Below are 14,556 nucleotides of genomic sequence, written 5' to 3'. Positions count from 1 at the left end.
TCGGTCTAATCGTCCATCCCTCGACCGCTGAACAAGCGGTTGATCATCTCCATCGAGAAGCCCCGATACGCCAGAAACCGGCCTTGCCTGGCCCGTTCTTTCGCATCAATCGGTAAATGTCCGGAGAACTTGCGTTGCCACGTATCCTGAAGCTGCGCCTGCCAGTTGATACCGCTTTCGCGCAGGGCGATTTCGATGTCGGTACGTTGCAAACCCCGCTGGCTGAGCTCCTCGCGAATTCGCAGAGGGCCATAGCCGGAACGGGCGCGGTAGGAGACAAAACTTTCAAGGTAACGGGCTTCGGAAAGCAGACCCTCTTCCGTCAAACGGTCGAGGGCTGTTTCGATCAGCTCCGCCTCGGCGCCGCGCTGACGCAGCTTACGCGTCAACTCGACTCGACCATGCTCGCGACGTGCGAGCAGGTCCATGGCGGTTCGCCGCACCGCGACGAGGGTATCCAGTACGGCGGTGGTCATCGCTGGTATCAGAGGTCAGCGTCGGCCAGGTCGTCTTCGGTCTCTTTGACCGCCGAGGCCTTGGAATCCGCGATCACCGCTGGCGACAGCAGCTTGTCACGCAGCTGCTTCTCGAGCTTCGCGGCGATTTCCGGGTTGTCCGCCAGGAACTTGGCCGAGTTGGCCTTGCCCTGACCGATCTTGGTGCCTTCGTAGGCGTACCAGGCGCCGGACTTCTCGACAAAACCGTGCAGCACACCCAGGTCGATCATCTCGCCGTTGAGGTAAATGCCTTTGCCGTAAAGAATCTGGAACTCGGCCTGACGGAACGGCGAAGCCACCTTGTTCTTCACAACCTTGACGCGGGTTTCGCTGCCGACCACTTCGTCGCCTTCCTTCACCGCGCCGGTACGGCGGATGTCGAGACGAACCGAGGCGTAGAACTTCAGCGCGTTACCACCGGTGGTGGTTTCCGGGCTGCCGAACATCACGCCGATCTTCATACGGATCTGGTTGATGAAGATGACCAGGCAGTTGGCGTTCTTGATGTTACCGGTGATTTTACGCAGCGCCTGAGACATAAGACGTGCTTGCAGGCCGACGTGCATGTCGCCCATTTCACCTTCGATTTCAGCCTTCGGTACCAGTGCCGCCACGGAGTCGACGATGATCACGTCAACGGCGTTGGAGCGCACCAGCATGTCGGTGATTTCCAGGGCCTGTTCGCCGGTGTCCGGCTGGGAAACCAGCAGGTCGTCAACGTTGACGCCCAGCTTGCCGGCGTACTCTGGATCGAGTGCGTGTTCGGCGTCGACGAATGCGCAGGTCGCGCCGGCTTTCTGCGCCTGGGCGATCACGGACAAGGTCAGTGTGGTTTTACCGGAGGATTCAGGACCGTAGATTTCAACAATACGGCCTTTTGGCAGACCGCCGATGCCGAGTGCAATGTCCAGACCCAGAGAGCCAGTAGAGATGGCCGGGATCGCCTGACGGTCCTGATCGCCCATACGCATTACGGCACCCTTGCCGAATTGACGTTCGATCTGACCCAGGGCCGCAGCCAAGGCTTTCTTCTTGTTGTCGTCCATTAAAGTCCTCACGTAATCAATAAGGCCTGACGGCCAACACCTGTATAAGTAGCCAGTATTATTCCACAGCGTTCGAAGATCGCCTACCCCTGATTTTCGATTTCTCGTGCCGCTAGTCGCACAAGCCCCTCTAGCGCGGCCTTCACCGTTTGTCGGCGGACTTCATCACGACCACCGGGGAAGTGCTGAACCTCGCTATAAACCTCATCGCCCACACCCCAGGCCAGCCACACCGTGCCCACCGGTTTGTTCGGCGTGCCGCCGTCGGGACCGGCGACACCGCTGACCGCCACGGCAAAATGCGCCAGGCTGTGCCGCTGCGCACCGCGCACCATGGCCTCGACCACTTCACGACTGACCGCCCCTACCGTCTCGAACAAATCGCCTGGCACATCCAGCTGCCGGGTTTTCTGCCGATTGGAGTACGTCACGTAACCCGCTTCAAACCAGGCCGAACTGCCCGGAATCCGCGTAATCGCTTCGGCGATACCGCCACCGGTACAGGACTCGGCGGTAGTGACATGAGCATTGAGCACTTGCAGACGTCGGCCCAGTTCTGCGGCCAGTTGGGTGGTCTCTTTCACGGCGAGCTCCGGATCGTGTGGAATGCCTCCACCGTACACGAGCCGGACGCGCTTTCAATACACAGAATCATTCAAGATGTTCGGGCGCCAGCGCTCTGACATAGGCCTGACAGGCCTGCAACGCAATCAATCCACGGTCGCCGGTGTCGGTGATGGCGATAATTCGTTGAGCATGCGCCGGGTCAAGTCGGGCGCGTACGGTTGCAGAATCCACGCCGCTGGTGCCGGCGGCGGCTGGCACCGCACAGCCGTGGGCAACGTCGCCGGCGTCGAGAAGGACTGACAGCCGCACATCGGCAGTAGCAAGGCGATCGCGCAAGCGATCCTGATCACGTTGGGCATCGCTCAGCGCTCGATAATGGGTTTGCTCACTGGCCGCGAGCCGCTGCTCCAGTGCCAGGCGTCTATCCTGCTCGGCCTGTTGCGCGGTGGCGGCGGTCTGCGTCAGTTGATTGAGGGTTTCGGCGTTTAACCACGCCTGCTCGGCCAATTGCCGCCCGTAGCGCCAGTCCTGAAACTGCCATGCCGCTGCAAACGCCCCGGTCACCAGCAGCAACAGACCCATCACGCGCCAGGAGCCGGACATAGCACCGCCCTCGCCCGCGCCCAGATTTGCAGACGATCCTGCAAGCCGTTCAACCCGCCGTTGATCCGCCGGGTGATGGTGTTGAACTGGTCCGCGTCGGCCAGTTCATTCAGGCCCTTCTGCGCCCAGAACCACGCCGCCGATTCGGCCGCCCATTGCGGTTGCTCGAGCAATTCGGGCAATGCCAACAGACGCTCATCGCCAAACAAGCCGAGGCTGCATTGGCGATAGTTGGCGCGACCGGTGATTTGTATGAGCCCACGCCCTCGGTACTTTTGCCCGTCGCCATCCGCCTCGGGCGTATTGCCCAGTCGCAGCGCCAGCGTGCCAGTGTCGTATTTGCTCAGGTACTGGTTGTTGCCCAGTTCGCGCACGTAACGCAATTGGCCGGACTCGTGACCGACCTGTGCCAGAAACGCCGCGATGCGCTTGGGCGTATCGATGCGCTGCCTGGCCATCGCAGCGTTGAGTGCAGAAACAAAAACGCCCGCTTGGGAGCGGGCGTTGGGCATGATGTCGATAAGGTGTTTTTCAGTTAATTGCATGATGCTTGATCCTCCCTGGATGTTGTCCCGATTGAATCACGGCTGGCGGCTGATGCTTGCCAGCCATTTATTTGCCAGAGTTTTCAGGGGGCTGTTCAGGGCTGTTTCAAACGAATCGTTTGCCGGCATTACCTCGCCGCCAGATAAAAGCCAGTCTTGATAATCAAGCCAGTCGCGATTGGTTGGATCTTGCGGGATATAAGCTGCATCGGTCAGCCTCAGTACGCCGCATGTAGTCAATTGATAACTCATTGTTTACTCCTAGAGCTCGGCATCCGCAGTCCATTCAATCTGCAGTATCTGTCCCGGAATACTGTCGACCGGTGTCATTGTGCCAAACGCAAAGCTTCGCTCGGTCACACTTTGCACGAATGATCCGTTACATGCCTTCACAAGTGAAAAATTCCAGATTTCACCGCTGGCCTCGCCGGGACAATACATCTTGATCGTAGGCTGAACACGCTTCTGAACCAGCATGGTTACTGCCATCCCGGATTGGGGTGACTTCGCCGCGGCGGCTTGGGTGAACGTGGCGATACAGGTACTTGGGCCGTTGTTTGCCCGGATAGGCAAGCGGTCTGCGAAAGACTTTTCAAAATAGCGCTGACACAGCATCAGTTCTTCCGCAGCTGGTCGATTTTCGAACGGGGTGGAAACTGGTCCTTCTTCCAATTGGATTCTCGCCAGGTCAACCGTTTGCACTAAGTTCAGCGGAAGATCAAAAGCCAGCCTCAGACAATCATTTGTACCGAGCATTTTCCCGGCAATCACTGGTACCTGAAAGGTGGCCGTGTACCTGGCCCAAGCCGTGGTCAACTGAAAGACCTCGACCGCTTTCATCACCGGCTCCGAGCCACCAGTTCCGAAGTACTGGGTGATGAATACCTTCAGCGGCCGCGCAGCATCGGAGCGCGCCCAAAAGGTCAGGCTGGCGGTTTTGCCGGCCAGGGTTCTGACCGACTCGATATATTGGGAAATTTTGTGTTCAGTGGAACCGACGCCGGCTGTTGTCTGCTGCCAGCGCAAAAAACAAGCGGGCTCGCCCGACACTTCGGATTGGCCTGGGGCGAAATCCTGGCGAGAAATATTCACCGCAGCATTGCCGTTCCAGTCACAACGGAAACGATCAGCCACGTAGCCGCCGACATTCGGTGCCTGATTGGTCGTACCGCGTTGCCAGATATCGAATCCGCCGTTGATCAGCAGATTCCTGCGGTAAACCTGCACCGGAAACTGTTGCATTGGATCTGGTTTGGACAATTGCCGGATCGCTTGAGCCAACTGATCAGTTTGCTGTTCGTCCGGGCTCAGCCCCGCTGCGGTAATCGCGCTGAGTATTTCCTGCGTGACACTGTTGCCCCAGCTCGCTGGAATCAGCGAGCCGGGTGTACCGGCGATCGCGTCCTCGTCAACGAACTTGCCGTTGACCAGGCCAGCGCCGGGAATGCTTTTTGGGTAATCCACGTGAGTATTCCTTTAAGGTTCTTTATGCGCTGCGCTTACTGAGCCAGACAACTTAGCTATGAGCTCGCATTGCTTTTTCAAGCCAATCGGGTTCCAGCGGACGCGAGCGACTCTGTGGAAAATCCGGATCATCAGGCCAGTCGCGCAGCGCCTGTCGATAAACCAAAAGTTGTCTGTATTCCTCGGTACGCAGTGTCGTGCCCCCGCCCGTTTCCAATTCTTCAATATCGCGAATCACCAACCATTGAGTCAGCTGCAACTGGTTATCCCGCCACACACGCTCAAGAGAGGCAGCAGTCTGTTCGGCCATCAGGATTCTTTCCGGCAGTCCATCTTTATCAAGAGAAAGAACAGTTCCTTTGGGGGCGTTTGATACCAACGCGCAATACTCGCCTTCGCTTAATTCATACGCGTCCGCCGGTATATTCAGGCCATGCAGTTGCGAATGATAAAAGCCGCTGGTTTGCGGAGAAAAATAATACATATTTAATACCCCACGCCGATGATACGCGCGGAAATCGAAACATTAGGGTAATCAGGGCATCGCACATTGATGCCTACTTGTCGACTTACCGAGGACACCGAATTCCAAGTCAGAAATGTTGCCGTCGAAGTTCCCTCATGGGTGGCAACTGCGAGAAATAATGCATTGGGAAATGCTAACGGCCACAAGTTCAGCTCACCGTTGTTATTGTTAGCGGCCTGACTGGCACTACCGTTGATCCATTGGATGATCAGACCGCCCATCCAGGACGGAAACACTAAGTACCCAGAGGGGCCGAGTCTCACCATGAACCCGAGTCGGAGTTTCTTGGGAGTGACCATGACCGAATCACTGACGCCAGAATTGACCTCTGCTTGAGAAGCGACTTTTGCAGTACCGGTTATCGTCTCGGTTGCTTGCAAGACTTTCTTGCCAATGGCCTGAAAGACTCGCAATGGAGTCATCAGTTTGGTCGAATTTGTACCCGTTTCCGCGTCTTCCTGAGTCGCCAGGCTTTCGCTTTGTTTCCTAGAAATCAGGGCATTTACAGCAGTCTTGAGCTGAGTGTTATCACTTTCGTCGGCGGTCGCCCCGGTGCTTGTTATGACTTCCAGGATTTCTTGCGTAACGCCATTGCCCCAACTTGCCGGGATTAATGAACCCGGAACTCCGGTGAGTGGGTTTTCATCCGCAAACTTTCCATTTACCAAGCCCGCACCGGGCACACTTTTTGGATAATCCATTGCACATCTCTTTGTGAAAAATCATACGGTCAGGCGGGCGAAACCGGCCAATTGATCGCGTCAGGAAAACTGGGCTGTCTGTCGATGCGGTTCAGCTCCACGCTGTAAAGTTTCCATTCGAGCAGTTGCAACTGTTCTTCATGACTCGCATCTCCAATGTCTTCGGCGTATTGCAAGGGGGCTATGCGCAGTACGGCTTCGCCAAGCAGGGCATCGCGTTGCGCAAAAACAACACGCTTCAAATCCGCAAGTCGCGCGACTTCGTCGAGCCGCCAGGCACTATCGGTCCAGGCGTGAAAACCACCTGGCCAAGGCGATTGAGTGAGGCCTACAGGCAGTTCTCCCAGCGCAGTCCAACTTTCCCTTAACCCGGTATCGGTGTGATAAACATCGCCGCGACAATCAACTTGCTGTTGCAACGAACCATTGTCATAAGCCCAGGCATATCCCTGTGAAGCGGGTGCCAGTTCAACGCTCAGCGTCACAGCATTACTCGGTAATTGGACACCGATACCCGGCACCAACGGAAACTCGACAGGTCCAGACAACGCGCCGCTGTCGTCGATCAGATAATTGAACATGTGCACCTCAGATGAGCTTGATACGCGCGGGAAAGGCAATATTTCGAGGACGGGTTTCGCCGGCAAAATTGCCGATATTGCCGATATAGGTATCGGAATCGAACGCAGGATTGGGATAGGTCGTTGCCACGGTTGAGGTCGTCGGAGAAAAATTTACATCAGTGGCTACATTCCATACCGGATCGGGAATTGCAGGTGCAGGGCGGAAAGAAGAACCGGTTCCGGTAGGAAGAAAATGGTTATGGGTTTGCAAGGCATGACCCTGGAGGCTGCCGATTGCCCGCCCGCTGTCCACGTTCCTGCTTTCACTCAGCACTCGCAAAAACTCACCGCGAATTTCTGGAATACGAAAGTTCGAAGCGCCATCGCCAGTGGTCCAGCCTCCCTCTCTGCCTGCGCGTGAAGCATCGGTTGTTAACGCGCCAGACGCTTGGGCGAAATCCCACAGCCATGGCCACTCGGTACGCTTGAACAGTTCCCCGTTGGGTATACCGTAGCCACCCGGGTTGAGCAGCATGGTCGTTTCGAAAAACGGCCGACCCAAGGCACTGGTATCAAGTCGCCCCAGCGGCCACCAATTCCCTGCCCCATCACTGCGCAAATGCCACCAATCGCCACTCCCCATCAATACGAAAAACGCATAACCATTCGGCGAGAGGTGGGTATGAAAATGGATCCGGTCAGTACCGGCCGCCTGGATCACCATGCGACTGCCACTGTTGTCCACCCGGCGAACGATCACATCGCGCACACCTAGCGCGGCATTGGCCGGCGGCAGCGTCAACGTGACGGCACCGGGACTGCCGTCGATCAGCACGAGCCCGAGTTCTTGTTCGCTGAGCGTTTTCGTGGCCGCCAGCCGGGTAATCAGCGAACGCATCGGACTGGCGCCGCCGACAATCGCCTGAATCGCCTTGAACAACTGACCGTTGTCCGCTTCGGCAGCCTCCAGCCCCCCGCCGGTAATCACACTCAGGATTTCCTGAGTCACGCTGTTACCCCACACCGCCGGAATCAACGAGCCCGGCGTCCCCGCCACCGGGTTTTCATCAACAAACCGCCCATCGACCAGGCCGACGCTCGGCACACTCTTCGGATAATCCATCTCTCATCCCTCCCTAGTCATAATTGATGTGCACCTTGGTATGCGCCGGCGCGCTGCGGTGGATCAGGCATTCCAGCGCCGAGCCCGGGTTGACGCCGAAGCGCTCGCCCCAGTAGCTCGCGCCGTAACGGCGGCCGAGCAGCAGGCGGCCGCCGGTGTTGAGCGTCCACATGAACTGCGCTTCCCAAGTGCCCCAATGCGCCGAGCCGAAACGTGCACGGCCCATACGTGGGGCTTCGTGTTCGGTAATGCTGGCGTTGGGGTAGCCTTGGCTTTTGGCGATGTCGAGGTAGTAACCGACCGCCTGGCTGCCGACCGCGAGCAAGCGGCGGCGTACGGCGAGGCGGCGGTCGTCGAACAGCGGCGTGGCGCCCAGGCATGGGTCGGGCAGGTTCATCACCCGCTCCCAGTCCGGCACCAGTTCGCTGACGCCGGCCGGGTCCATCTCGTTGAGCAGGTCGGCGGCGCGGGCGTCGAGGCGGGCCAGTTCGACGGCGACGCCTTGCAACACTTCTTCGAGTTCCGGCACGCGTTCCGGATCCCATGCGGGGCCGCTAGGCAGCAAGGCGCGCAGTTGCGCCTGATATTGCGCGGCGGTTCTTATGCCCCCCATACGCAACCTCCGAAGGTCAGCAGTTCACTTTGCCCGGCCGGCACGTCAGCGGCTGGAGCAGTGAGCGTGTGATCGTATTCGCCGCCGGCGCTGCTGATCGCTTCGCGGATATGGCTGATCAGCAGCGGCACACCGAGATCGGCCTCGCGGTTGTGCAGATCGCGCAACTGCGCTTCAACGGCGGCGCGCACGGCGGTAGTGTCCGGATTGACGCTCTTGAAGCGATACACCACCGGCACTTGCACCGGTCGCTGCACGTGCACTTCCGCGGTCACCGGACGCAGCGGTTCGATGTACTCCTGAACCTCCGCCAACTGCTCATCGTTCGGCACCGGTTGCGGGTCTTCATCACGCATGATGAACACCGTCACCGTGCCCAGCCCGAGCAGCCCACCACGGCACCACGCACGGGTCACACCCGGCACTTCCAGTGCCCAGGTTTCGTAGTCGCTGGTCGCGCCACCGTGGGGAATCACGCGGTAGGAACGGATGACCCGCGAGCGCAGCGATTCGAGGCTTTCCCGCGCCACACCGCCGCTGAGGCCCGGCGCCAGCACCACGAAGCTGTTGCCGACAATCCCGGCAATCGGCTGCACCGGGGTCAGCGTCAGACCCGCATCAGCGTTGCCCAGACTGCCGGCCTCCAGCGCAGCAATCGTGGTGCTGTTGCTGCCATTGACCGTGGTGCGCGCCGTGGTGACTTTGTAGGTGCGGCCATCGTTCGCTTGCAGCAGCGTGTCAACATCAAGCACGGCGCCGGGAGTGGCGGTAAAACTGACGCTGCCGGTAGCCACCTGCGCAGCTTTACGCGGCTGATTCAGGCGCAGCGCGGCGATGCGTTCCAGGGTCGACTCGTCCGCCTTGTCCGGCAGGATCTGCTCGGCGATCCAGTCGAGATAACCGTACAGACCATAAGCGGCGCCGCCGAGAGTGCGGGCGAGCACTTGCGCATCGGACTGGCGCAGCGAATCGCCGGCCAGGTCGCTTTGGGTGCGCTTGATCAGCACCGGCAGCGAAGGGGTTTCAAACGGCATAGATCACCTGCCAACTGTTATCGGGGTTGATGTCCAGACGTTCGCCGTCGGCCAGCGTGAGGACCGTGCGCAGGTTCAGGCGCTGGGCATCGAGGCGTTCGCTGATGATGTCGATGGCGCTGCAGTGGCCGTCGTCGAGCAGCCATTGCAGGGCTTCGCGGGCATAGAACTCGGCGTCCATTTGCGTCTGCCGGGTCAGCTTGACCCGGCGTAACAGCCACAGCCGCGAGCCGATGCGATCGTCGGCAACCGTAGGGAAACTGTCGCCCCACCAGCCGAAGCGCTCCTCGTCATCGAGGGCGTCGTCATCAGCGGCGCGACGCCAGGTGAACAGGCTGATCAGTACGGCGCGGGTCAGCGCGGCGTGGAGGTTCTGGCTGATGAACATCACTGGCCTCCTGCCGGCGCGCCGGTCTGAGCGTTACCGGCCTGCACGCCAACATGTACGTGTTTGATCTGGCTGATGCCGCCAGCCAGTTGATCACCGGTGGAGACGATCTTGCCGGTCTGGTTTATCACCGGCGTATCGAAATTCACCGCGCTGCTGGCGCGGATGTTCAGCGTGGCGGTTTCGATGTCGATGATCCGTCCGCGCTTGAAATGAATTTTGTCGCCCTCGTCGGTGTAGATCGCCACTTCACCGGCAGCGAGCGCTTGCAGGCGATAGCGACGGTCGGCGATGACCAGGGCGATGGCGTGGGAGCGGTCGCCGCCGATGAAGGTGACGACCCCTTCGGCGCCAGCCAGCGGATGGCTGGTGAAACCGTAGGGTTCGAAGTGTTCGAGGTCGTCGTTGACTTCACCGGCGGTGAGGCGCATTTGCAGCGATTGCAGCTTGGTTGCCGAATTGGCGAGCACGACAGTGCCGCGCGCCAGCAGGCGTGTCAGTAGGCTCATGGGTTTCCTTAGACTTTGTCGACACAAACCCTGTGGGAGCGGGCTTGCCCGCGATGGCGGTGTGTCAGGGAAAAAATGTATTTGTTGTCACGACCGCTATCGCGGGCAAGCCCGCTCCCACAGGGGCCATTGTCGCCAGCAGGATCCTGCGTCAGGCCTGGGTTTGCTTCGGGGGCGTCGGATCAGGATCAAAGGTATGCGGCGGGGCAACTTGCAGCGTGGTCACCGAACCCTGCGCTGACAACGAATAAGTGACCTTGGAAATCAGCATGTCGCCATCGAAATCCAGCACCGGGTCCTTGACCTTCACCAGCGTGTTATGGCGCCACAAATCGCCATTGCTCTGCCGCCAGCCCTGCACCTGATAGGTGGAGGTCTGCGCGCGGCCCATGCGAGTCGCGCTTTCCCATAGAGCACGCTGCTGCGCCAACTCAAAGGTCAGTTGCGTGCCTTCGTTGATCACCGTGGTGCGCCGCCGCTTGAAACTCAGATCAGCCGCCGTCGACTCGACTTCGCTGACCGCCGCGCCGCTTTTTGCATCCGAGCCTTTCTGCTGGCCGATCACCCGGTACTCGGAGAACACCTGGCTGAAATCCATCGGCGCACTGGCCGACAGGATGTTCTTGCCCAGCTCCAGCGCATCGCTGGCGCGGCCGCCGCTGCCGGGTTTGGCCAGCACCAACTGGCCCAGCTCGTTGTCGGTGGAAAACACCCGCAGCAGCGAGAGCAATCGGTCGATCGACTGGAATGCCGTTTCACCCGGCACGATGGTGTGTTTGGTCAGGCGTGTGGTTTCGCTGATCTCGTTGACCACTGACAGCCCATATTCGCTCGCCAGATCGCGGACGATAGTCAGCAAGGGTTGTTGCTGCCATTGGCTGGGCAGGTTGCGAGCGGCGCAATCGACCAGATCCTGGGTCTTGGAACTGCCTTCGATGGTCAGGCTGATCTGCCGCCCGTCATAGCGGATCGGCGCCTTGAACACGTAGCCGGTGAGCACCAAGTCCTTGCCGATTTTCACCTCGCAGGGGTCGCCGGGTTTGATCCTTTGATCCACGGTCTGCCCCGGCCATTGCCAGGTGATGTCGAGCTTGAAGGTGCGGAACTGACGCTCGAGATCGGCGGTGATTTCGACGCTTTTCCAGCCGCCGTATTCCATGTTGTTGACCGTCAGCGTGACGTGATTGTCCATCTCGTTCATGGCGTCACTCCCGCGAGACTTTCACATCGTTGGGCGAGAAACCGGGATGGGTAATCGCGTTGAGCTGAGTCACTTCTTCGACTCGCGTGGCGTCGCCGAACTGCTTGTAGGCCACGACCACTGCCGGAAAGCTTTCCTGAAACGATTTGCTGACTTGCCGCACGCCAGAAGACGCCACCGCTTTGAGATGAGCCACCAGCGCTTCCTTTACATCGTTGATGGCCTGGAAGTGCGCAGGTCCGGCTTTCGCCAGCATCGGGTCGATGGCTGCAGTTACCGCCGTGCGCAGCGCTTGCATGTCATCGCTGACGGGGACTTCCTGACGACTCACCGGCGACGTCGACTGTTGAGCCAGCGACGGTGTCGACGCCAGTTTCACCGGCGTGGTCGCCACTGGCATCGACGCGACCCACTGCGCGACTTTGACCAGCATCGTGTCCTGCACCAGATCAGCCATCGCCTGCGCTGCGGCATTGGTGTCCTTGCCGGTGGTGATCTTCGGCGCATCAGCCTTGCGAATCGCTTCGAGCTGCTGCGACACGTCGGCAATCACGCCACGGTAGCCTTCCTTGGCGAACGCTTTCAGCTCCTGGATATCGCCGAGCAAACCCTTGAATTCTGCTGCCACTTCCTTGGGCAGTTCCTTCACGGCTTTGACCAGTTCAGTGATCTGCCGGTACTGCTCGATCAAAGGTTTCAATTGCTCCTTGATCACGTCATAGACGCCGGTAAGGCTGTTGCGCAGGTTGGTGATGCCGATCCGCGCAGCCTTGATCAAAGTCATCGCCTGTTCGAAACGCGCCACCGCTGAACCCAGCAGACCGTCGGCCTTGGCCAGGAGCACTTTCTGCGTGCTGACCGTAGCGGTCGGAAACGGCAGGGGTTGGTCGGGATAGAACTTCAATGCGAACGTCACCAACCCACCGTCCTGGCGGGTGTGGGTCATGTCGCATTCACCGACCTTGACCTGCAGGCGTCCGAGCCACGGATGCACCAGTTCGCCACGGCCCTGCTCCAGCGCCTTGAGCAACTTGTCGCGCTGCTCCAGGCAATCAGGGCCGACGATGAACGCGGTCAGATCGTGAGTCTTGGCCTGCTGGCCGAGGTCCTCGAAAAACGGCAGGTCGCGTTGCGGGTATTCATGCAACTGCCCTTTGCGACCGACCGGGGTTTTCGCCTGGTCGATCCAGAAACCGACACCGCGAAAGGATGCCGGCAATAAACGATCACGCCAGTTCATTGGGAACCTCCCATCGACAATGAGCGATAGCCGATGCGTGAAGACACGGCCAGGCCAGGTTGATTGGTTTGCGGTTGTTCGGTGCGCAGGCCTGCCGGCGCATTTTCGAAGCGCACGGTCAGCCCGCCTTGGAGCTGCGTACGGTTGTTGGCGGCGCTCTGCTGGATCAGCGCGCTGGAGGTTTGTGGCAACGAACCGCTTTGCAGTGCGCCGTTGCCAGCAGGCGCCGGACTGGCAGCGAAGAACGCCGGTGCCAGTTCGCCTTTACCTTCGGCATTGGTCTGGCGTTGTGCTTCAGTGAGAGTTTCAACTTTGCCGGTGACCTTGGCGATCAGTCCGGCGAAGCCACCGTCGAACAACTCCTTGATCGGCGCAATGACGGTTTGCAGCTTTTGCCACAACTCGCCGAACCACTCAGTGATCGGCCCCCAACTCTCGATGATCTGATCTAGCGGTTTCCATTCGAACAGACTGTGCAGAAAGTCCACGACCGGCGCGGACAGCGCCAACACAACGCCCCAGAGCGCCGAAAAGACCTCACCGATCGGCTGCCAATACTGGGCAATCTGCTCCAGCGGTGACCACTCGAACAGGCTGGTGAAAAAGCCCCTGACTCGCTGCACAGACGTTTGCAGCGCCATCCAGATCGGTTCGAAGAAACCGACAACTCCACCCCAGGCGCTGGTGAGCATTTCCATCGGGAAAAAATCGAACATTGCCCGCAAAGTATCCCGGGTGTTTTGCACAGCCGATTGCAGCGTCGTCAATATCGGCTGGAAATACGCAACAATGCCTCCCCAGGCGCTGGTGATCATCTGCATGGGCGAGAAGTCGAACAGCGACACGAGGAATTCTTTGGCCGGTAGCGCGACTTCTCGCAGGCCGCTGAACATCGGTTCGAAGAACGCGACAACACCACCCCACGCATCGGTAATCATCTGCATCGGCGAGAAATCGAACAGGTTTCTGAGAAACGCCATCACCGGCACACTCAAGGCCTTGAGCAATTCCCAGATCGCCGAGAACAAACCGGTCAGCGGCCCCCAGTTTTCAATGATCATCCCCGCAGGCGACCACGAGAAAACCGACTTGAAGAAGTCGATCACTGGCGCCGTCACGGCCATCACCTTGTCCCAGATAGCCGAGAAAAATCCCGTGACCGGTTCCCACAACGCCGCAAGTGCCGCCAGCGGTCGCCAGTCAAGTACCGAGCGCAACGTCGCCATCGCACTCGCCCCGGCGTTTTTCACGCCCTCCCACATCCCGGTGAAGAACGCGCTGATCGGCGTCCAGTTGGCCACGATCAAACCGGCCGCCAAGGCAATGCCCATGGCGATCAGCATGATCGGGTTGGTCTTGAGCACCATGCTCATGACGTCCATCACCTGGGTCATACCGGTGACCGCGGTTTGCATGACGGAGAAGGCAATCGCCCCCGCCGCCAGGCCCTCGACCAGTTTCGGATTGTCGGCGAGCAGGCTGCCGACCTGCGTCAGCATCGGCTCCAGTCCGACCACCAAGGCCCCCACCGCCGGCACCAGCGCAGCGTCCACCGCCGCCGAAACCTTCTGCATCGACGCACTGAACACGTTCATGTTCTGCGTGGCAGCAGTCGGCGCGGCGGGCAGATCGACGGTTTTCGCCGTGTCGCTGACTTCGCTCAATTTGCCCTGGAACGCTGCGGCCGATTTGATGCCGTCTACAAACGGCGTGATCACGCTGCCGCCGTTGAACAGACCACTGATGTCCAGTTTGCCGAGGCCGGTCTGCTCGAGATTGTTTTTAAAACTCTCAACCTTCATGCGCAGGGCGCCCAGTTTGGGCGAGAGTTCATCGATGCCGGTGATCAGCACCGGTTTCGGGGTTGTCTTCTCTTCGTCTGCCATCACTGCACCTGCTGCATCGCATTGATCCGTTGCGCGTGCTCCAGCGATTC

18 protein-coding genes are annotated in these 14,556 nt (G+C 59.4%); all 18 read right to left on the bottom strand.

Features of this window, described 5'->3' with window-relative positions:
* Nucleotides 1–5: 5 nt before the first annotated feature.
* Nucleotides 6–476, bottom strand: a complete 471-nt coding sequence (recX, locus tag BXA01_RS21980) for a recombination regulator RecX (RefSeq protein ID WP_041478085.1) — start codon at nucleotides 474–476, stop codon at nucleotides 6–8.
* An 8-nt stretch (nucleotides 477–484) separates the two neighbouring features.
* A complete protein-coding gene (gene recA, locus BXA01_RS21975) occupies nucleotides 485–1,543 on the bottom strand; it encodes a recombinase RecA (protein ID WP_024011876.1) in 1,059 nt (352 codons plus the stop codon).
* 83 nt (nucleotides 1,544–1,626) lie between these two features.
* On the bottom strand, nucleotides 1,627–2,127 hold the full coding sequence (locus BXA01_RS21970) for a CinA family protein (protein WP_076566185.1): 501 nt from the start codon (nucleotides 2,125–2,127) through the stop codon (nucleotides 1,627–1,629).
* 67 nt (nucleotides 2,128–2,194) lie between these two features.
* The gene (locus BXA01_RS21965) at nucleotides 2,195–2,713 is read right to left on the bottom strand and encodes a lysis system i-spanin subunit Rz (RefSeq protein ID WP_076566182.1); all 519 of its coding nucleotides are present in this window, start codon (nucleotides 2,711–2,713) and stop codon (nucleotides 2,195–2,197) included.
* Nucleotides 2,692–3,258, bottom strand: coding sequence for a glycoside hydrolase family 19 protein (locus BXA01_RS21960; RefSeq protein ID WP_076566179.1), 567 nt, complete (start codon nucleotides 3,256–3,258; stop codon nucleotides 2,692–2,694). The genes BXA01_RS21965 and BXA01_RS21960 overlap by 22 nt, the downstream gene beginning before the upstream one ends.
* Nucleotides 3,259–3,294: 36 nt before the next feature.
* The gene (locus BXA01_RS21955; protein WP_076566177.1) at nucleotides 3,295–3,510 is read right to left on the bottom strand and encodes a hypothetical protein; all 216 of its coding nucleotides are present in this window, start codon (nucleotides 3,508–3,510) and stop codon (nucleotides 3,295–3,297) included.
* Between the two features lie 9 nt (nucleotides 3,511–3,519).
* The gene (locus tag BXA01_RS21950; protein WP_076566174.1) at nucleotides 3,520–4,722 is read right to left on the bottom strand and encodes a carbohydrate-binding protein CenC; all 1,203 of its coding nucleotides are present in this window, start codon (nucleotides 4,720–4,722) and stop codon (nucleotides 3,520–3,522) included.
* A gap of 52 nt (nucleotides 4,723–4,774) precedes the next feature.
* The gene (locus BXA01_RS21945; RefSeq protein WP_076566172.1) at nucleotides 4,775–5,206 is read right to left on the bottom strand and encodes a phage tail assembly chaperone; all 432 of its coding nucleotides are present in this window, start codon (nucleotides 5,204–5,206) and stop codon (nucleotides 4,775–4,777) included.
* 2 nt (nucleotides 5,207–5,208) lie between these two features.
* On the bottom strand, nucleotides 5,209–5,949 hold the full coding sequence (locus BXA01_RS21940; RefSeq protein ID WP_076566170.1) for a gp53-like domain-containing protein: 741 nt from the start codon (nucleotides 5,947–5,949) through the stop codon (nucleotides 5,209–5,211).
* Nucleotides 5,950–5,978: 29 nt separating this feature from the next.
* A complete protein-coding gene (locus BXA01_RS21935; protein WP_076566168.1) occupies nucleotides 5,979–6,530 on the bottom strand; it encodes a tail fiber assembly protein in 552 nt (183 codons plus the stop codon).
* A gap of 7 nt (nucleotides 6,531–6,537) precedes the next feature.
* A complete protein-coding gene (locus BXA01_RS21930; RefSeq protein ID WP_076566165.1) occupies nucleotides 6,538–7,635 on the bottom strand; it encodes a phage tail protein in 1,098 nt (365 codons plus the stop codon).
* Nucleotides 7,636–7,648: 13 nt separating this feature from the next.
* A complete protein-coding gene (locus BXA01_RS21925; RefSeq protein WP_041478090.1) occupies nucleotides 7,649–8,248 on the bottom strand; it encodes a YmfQ family protein in 600 nt (199 codons plus the stop codon).
* Nucleotides 8,236–9,282, bottom strand: coding sequence for a baseplate J/gp47 family protein (locus tag BXA01_RS21920; protein ID WP_076566162.1), 1,047 nt, complete (start codon nucleotides 9,280–9,282; stop codon nucleotides 8,236–8,238). The genes BXA01_RS21925 and BXA01_RS21920 overlap by 13 nt, the downstream gene beginning before the upstream one ends.
* Entirely contained in the window at nucleotides 9,272–9,670 is a 399-nt protein-coding gene (locus tag BXA01_RS21915; RefSeq protein WP_016771422.1) for a phage GP46 family protein, read from the bottom strand. Before BXA01_RS21915 ends, BXA01_RS21920 begins: the two co-directional genes overlap by 11 nt.
* Nucleotides 9,670–10,179 carry a phage baseplate assembly protein V gene (locus BXA01_RS21910; protein ID WP_076566159.1) on the bottom strand — a complete coding sequence of 170 codons (510 nt, stop codon included), beginning with the start codon at nucleotides 10,177–10,179 and terminating at the stop codon, nucleotides 9,670–9,672. Before BXA01_RS21910 ends, BXA01_RS21915 begins: the two co-directional genes overlap by 1 nt.
* A gap of 151 nt (nucleotides 10,180–10,330) precedes the next feature.
* Nucleotides 10,331–11,380 carry a phage baseplate assembly protein gene (locus BXA01_RS21905; protein ID WP_076566157.1) on the bottom strand — a complete coding sequence of 350 codons (1,050 nt, stop codon included), beginning with the start codon at nucleotides 11,378–11,380 and terminating at the stop codon, nucleotides 10,331–10,333.
* Nucleotides 11,381–11,384: 4 nt separating this feature from the next.
* Nucleotides 11,385–12,620, bottom strand: a complete 1,236-nt coding sequence (locus BXA01_RS21900) for a DNA circularization protein (protein ID WP_076566156.1) — start codon at nucleotides 12,618–12,620, stop codon at nucleotides 11,385–11,387.
* Nucleotides 12,617–14,506 (bottom strand): phage tail protein, encoded by a 1,890-nt coding sequence (locus tag BXA01_RS21895; protein WP_076566154.1) that lies wholly within the window; start codon nucleotides 14,504–14,506, stop codon nucleotides 12,617–12,619. The genes BXA01_RS21900 and BXA01_RS21895 overlap by 4 nt, the downstream gene beginning before the upstream one ends.
* Between the last annotated feature and the right edge of the window lie 50 nt (nucleotides 14,507–14,556).

Source organism: Pseudomonas sp. B10 (genome assembly GCF_900156235.1).
In the GTDB taxonomy this organism is placed as follows: Bacteria; Pseudomonadota; Gammaproteobacteria; order Pseudomonadales; family Pseudomonadaceae; genus Aquipseudomonas; species Aquipseudomonas siliginis.
This window is presented reverse-complemented; position numbering and strand designations above follow the sequence as displayed.

Bases quoted from the DNA above. Each gene is read 5' to 3' on its own strand.
- BXA01_RS21925 (WP_041478090.1), bottom strand. From the start codon at position 8,248: ATGGGGGGCATAAGAACCGCCGCGCAATATCAGGCGCAACTGCGCGCC.
- BXA01_RS21960 (WP_076566179.1), bottom strand. From the start codon at position 3,258: ATGCAATTAACTGAAAAACACCTTATCGACATCATGCCCAACGCCCGC.
- BXA01_RS21920 (WP_076566162.1), bottom strand. From the start codon at position 9,282: ATGCCGTTTGAAACCCCTTCGCTGCCGGTGCTGATCAAGCGCACCCAA.
- BXA01_RS21900 (WP_076566156.1), bottom strand. From the start codon at position 12,620: ATGAACTGGCGTGATCGTTTATTGCCGGCATCCTTTCGCGGTGTCGGT.
- recA (WP_024011876.1), bottom strand. From the start codon at position 1,543: ATGGACGACAACAAGAAGAAAGCCTTGGCTGCGGCCCTGGGTCAGATC.
- BXA01_RS21940 (WP_076566170.1), bottom strand. From the start codon at position 5,949: ATGGATTATCCAAAAAGTGTGCCCGGTGCGGGCTTGGTAAATGGAAAG.
- BXA01_RS21965 (WP_076566182.1), bottom strand. From the start codon at position 2,713: ATGTCCGGCTCCTGGCGCGTGATGGGTCTGTTGCTGCTGGTGACCGGG.
- BXA01_RS21915 (WP_016771422.1), bottom strand. From the start codon at position 9,670: ATGTTCATCAGCCAGAACCTCCACGCCGCGCTGACCCGCGCCGTACTG.
- BXA01_RS21910 (WP_076566159.1), bottom strand. From the start codon at position 10,179: ATGAGCCTACTGACACGCCTGCTGGCGCGCGGCACTGTCGTGCTCGCC.
- BXA01_RS21935 (WP_076566168.1), bottom strand. From the start codon at position 6,530: ATGTTCAATTATCTGATCGACGACAGCGGCGCGTTGTCTGGACCTGTC.
- BXA01_RS21930 (WP_076566165.1), bottom strand. From the start codon at position 7,635: ATGGATTATCCGAAGAGTGTGCCGAGCGTCGGCCTGGTCGATGGGCGG.
- recX (WP_041478085.1), bottom strand. From the start codon at position 476: ATGACCACCGCCGTACTGGATACCCTCGTCGCGGTGCGGCGAACCGCC.
- BXA01_RS21905 (WP_076566157.1), bottom strand. From the start codon at position 11,380: ATGAACGAGATGGACAATCACGTCACGCTGACGGTCAACAACATGGAA.
- BXA01_RS21955 (WP_076566177.1), bottom strand. From the start codon at position 3,510: ATGAGTTATCAATTGACTACATGCGGCGTACTGAGGCTGACCGATGCA.
- BXA01_RS21895 (WP_076566154.1), bottom strand. From the start codon at position 14,506: ATGGCAGACGAAGAGAAGACAACCCCGAAACCGGTGCTGATCACCGGC.
- BXA01_RS21945 (WP_076566172.1), bottom strand. From the start codon at position 5,206: ATGTATTATTTTTCTCCGCAAACCAGCGGCTTTTATCATTCGCAACTG.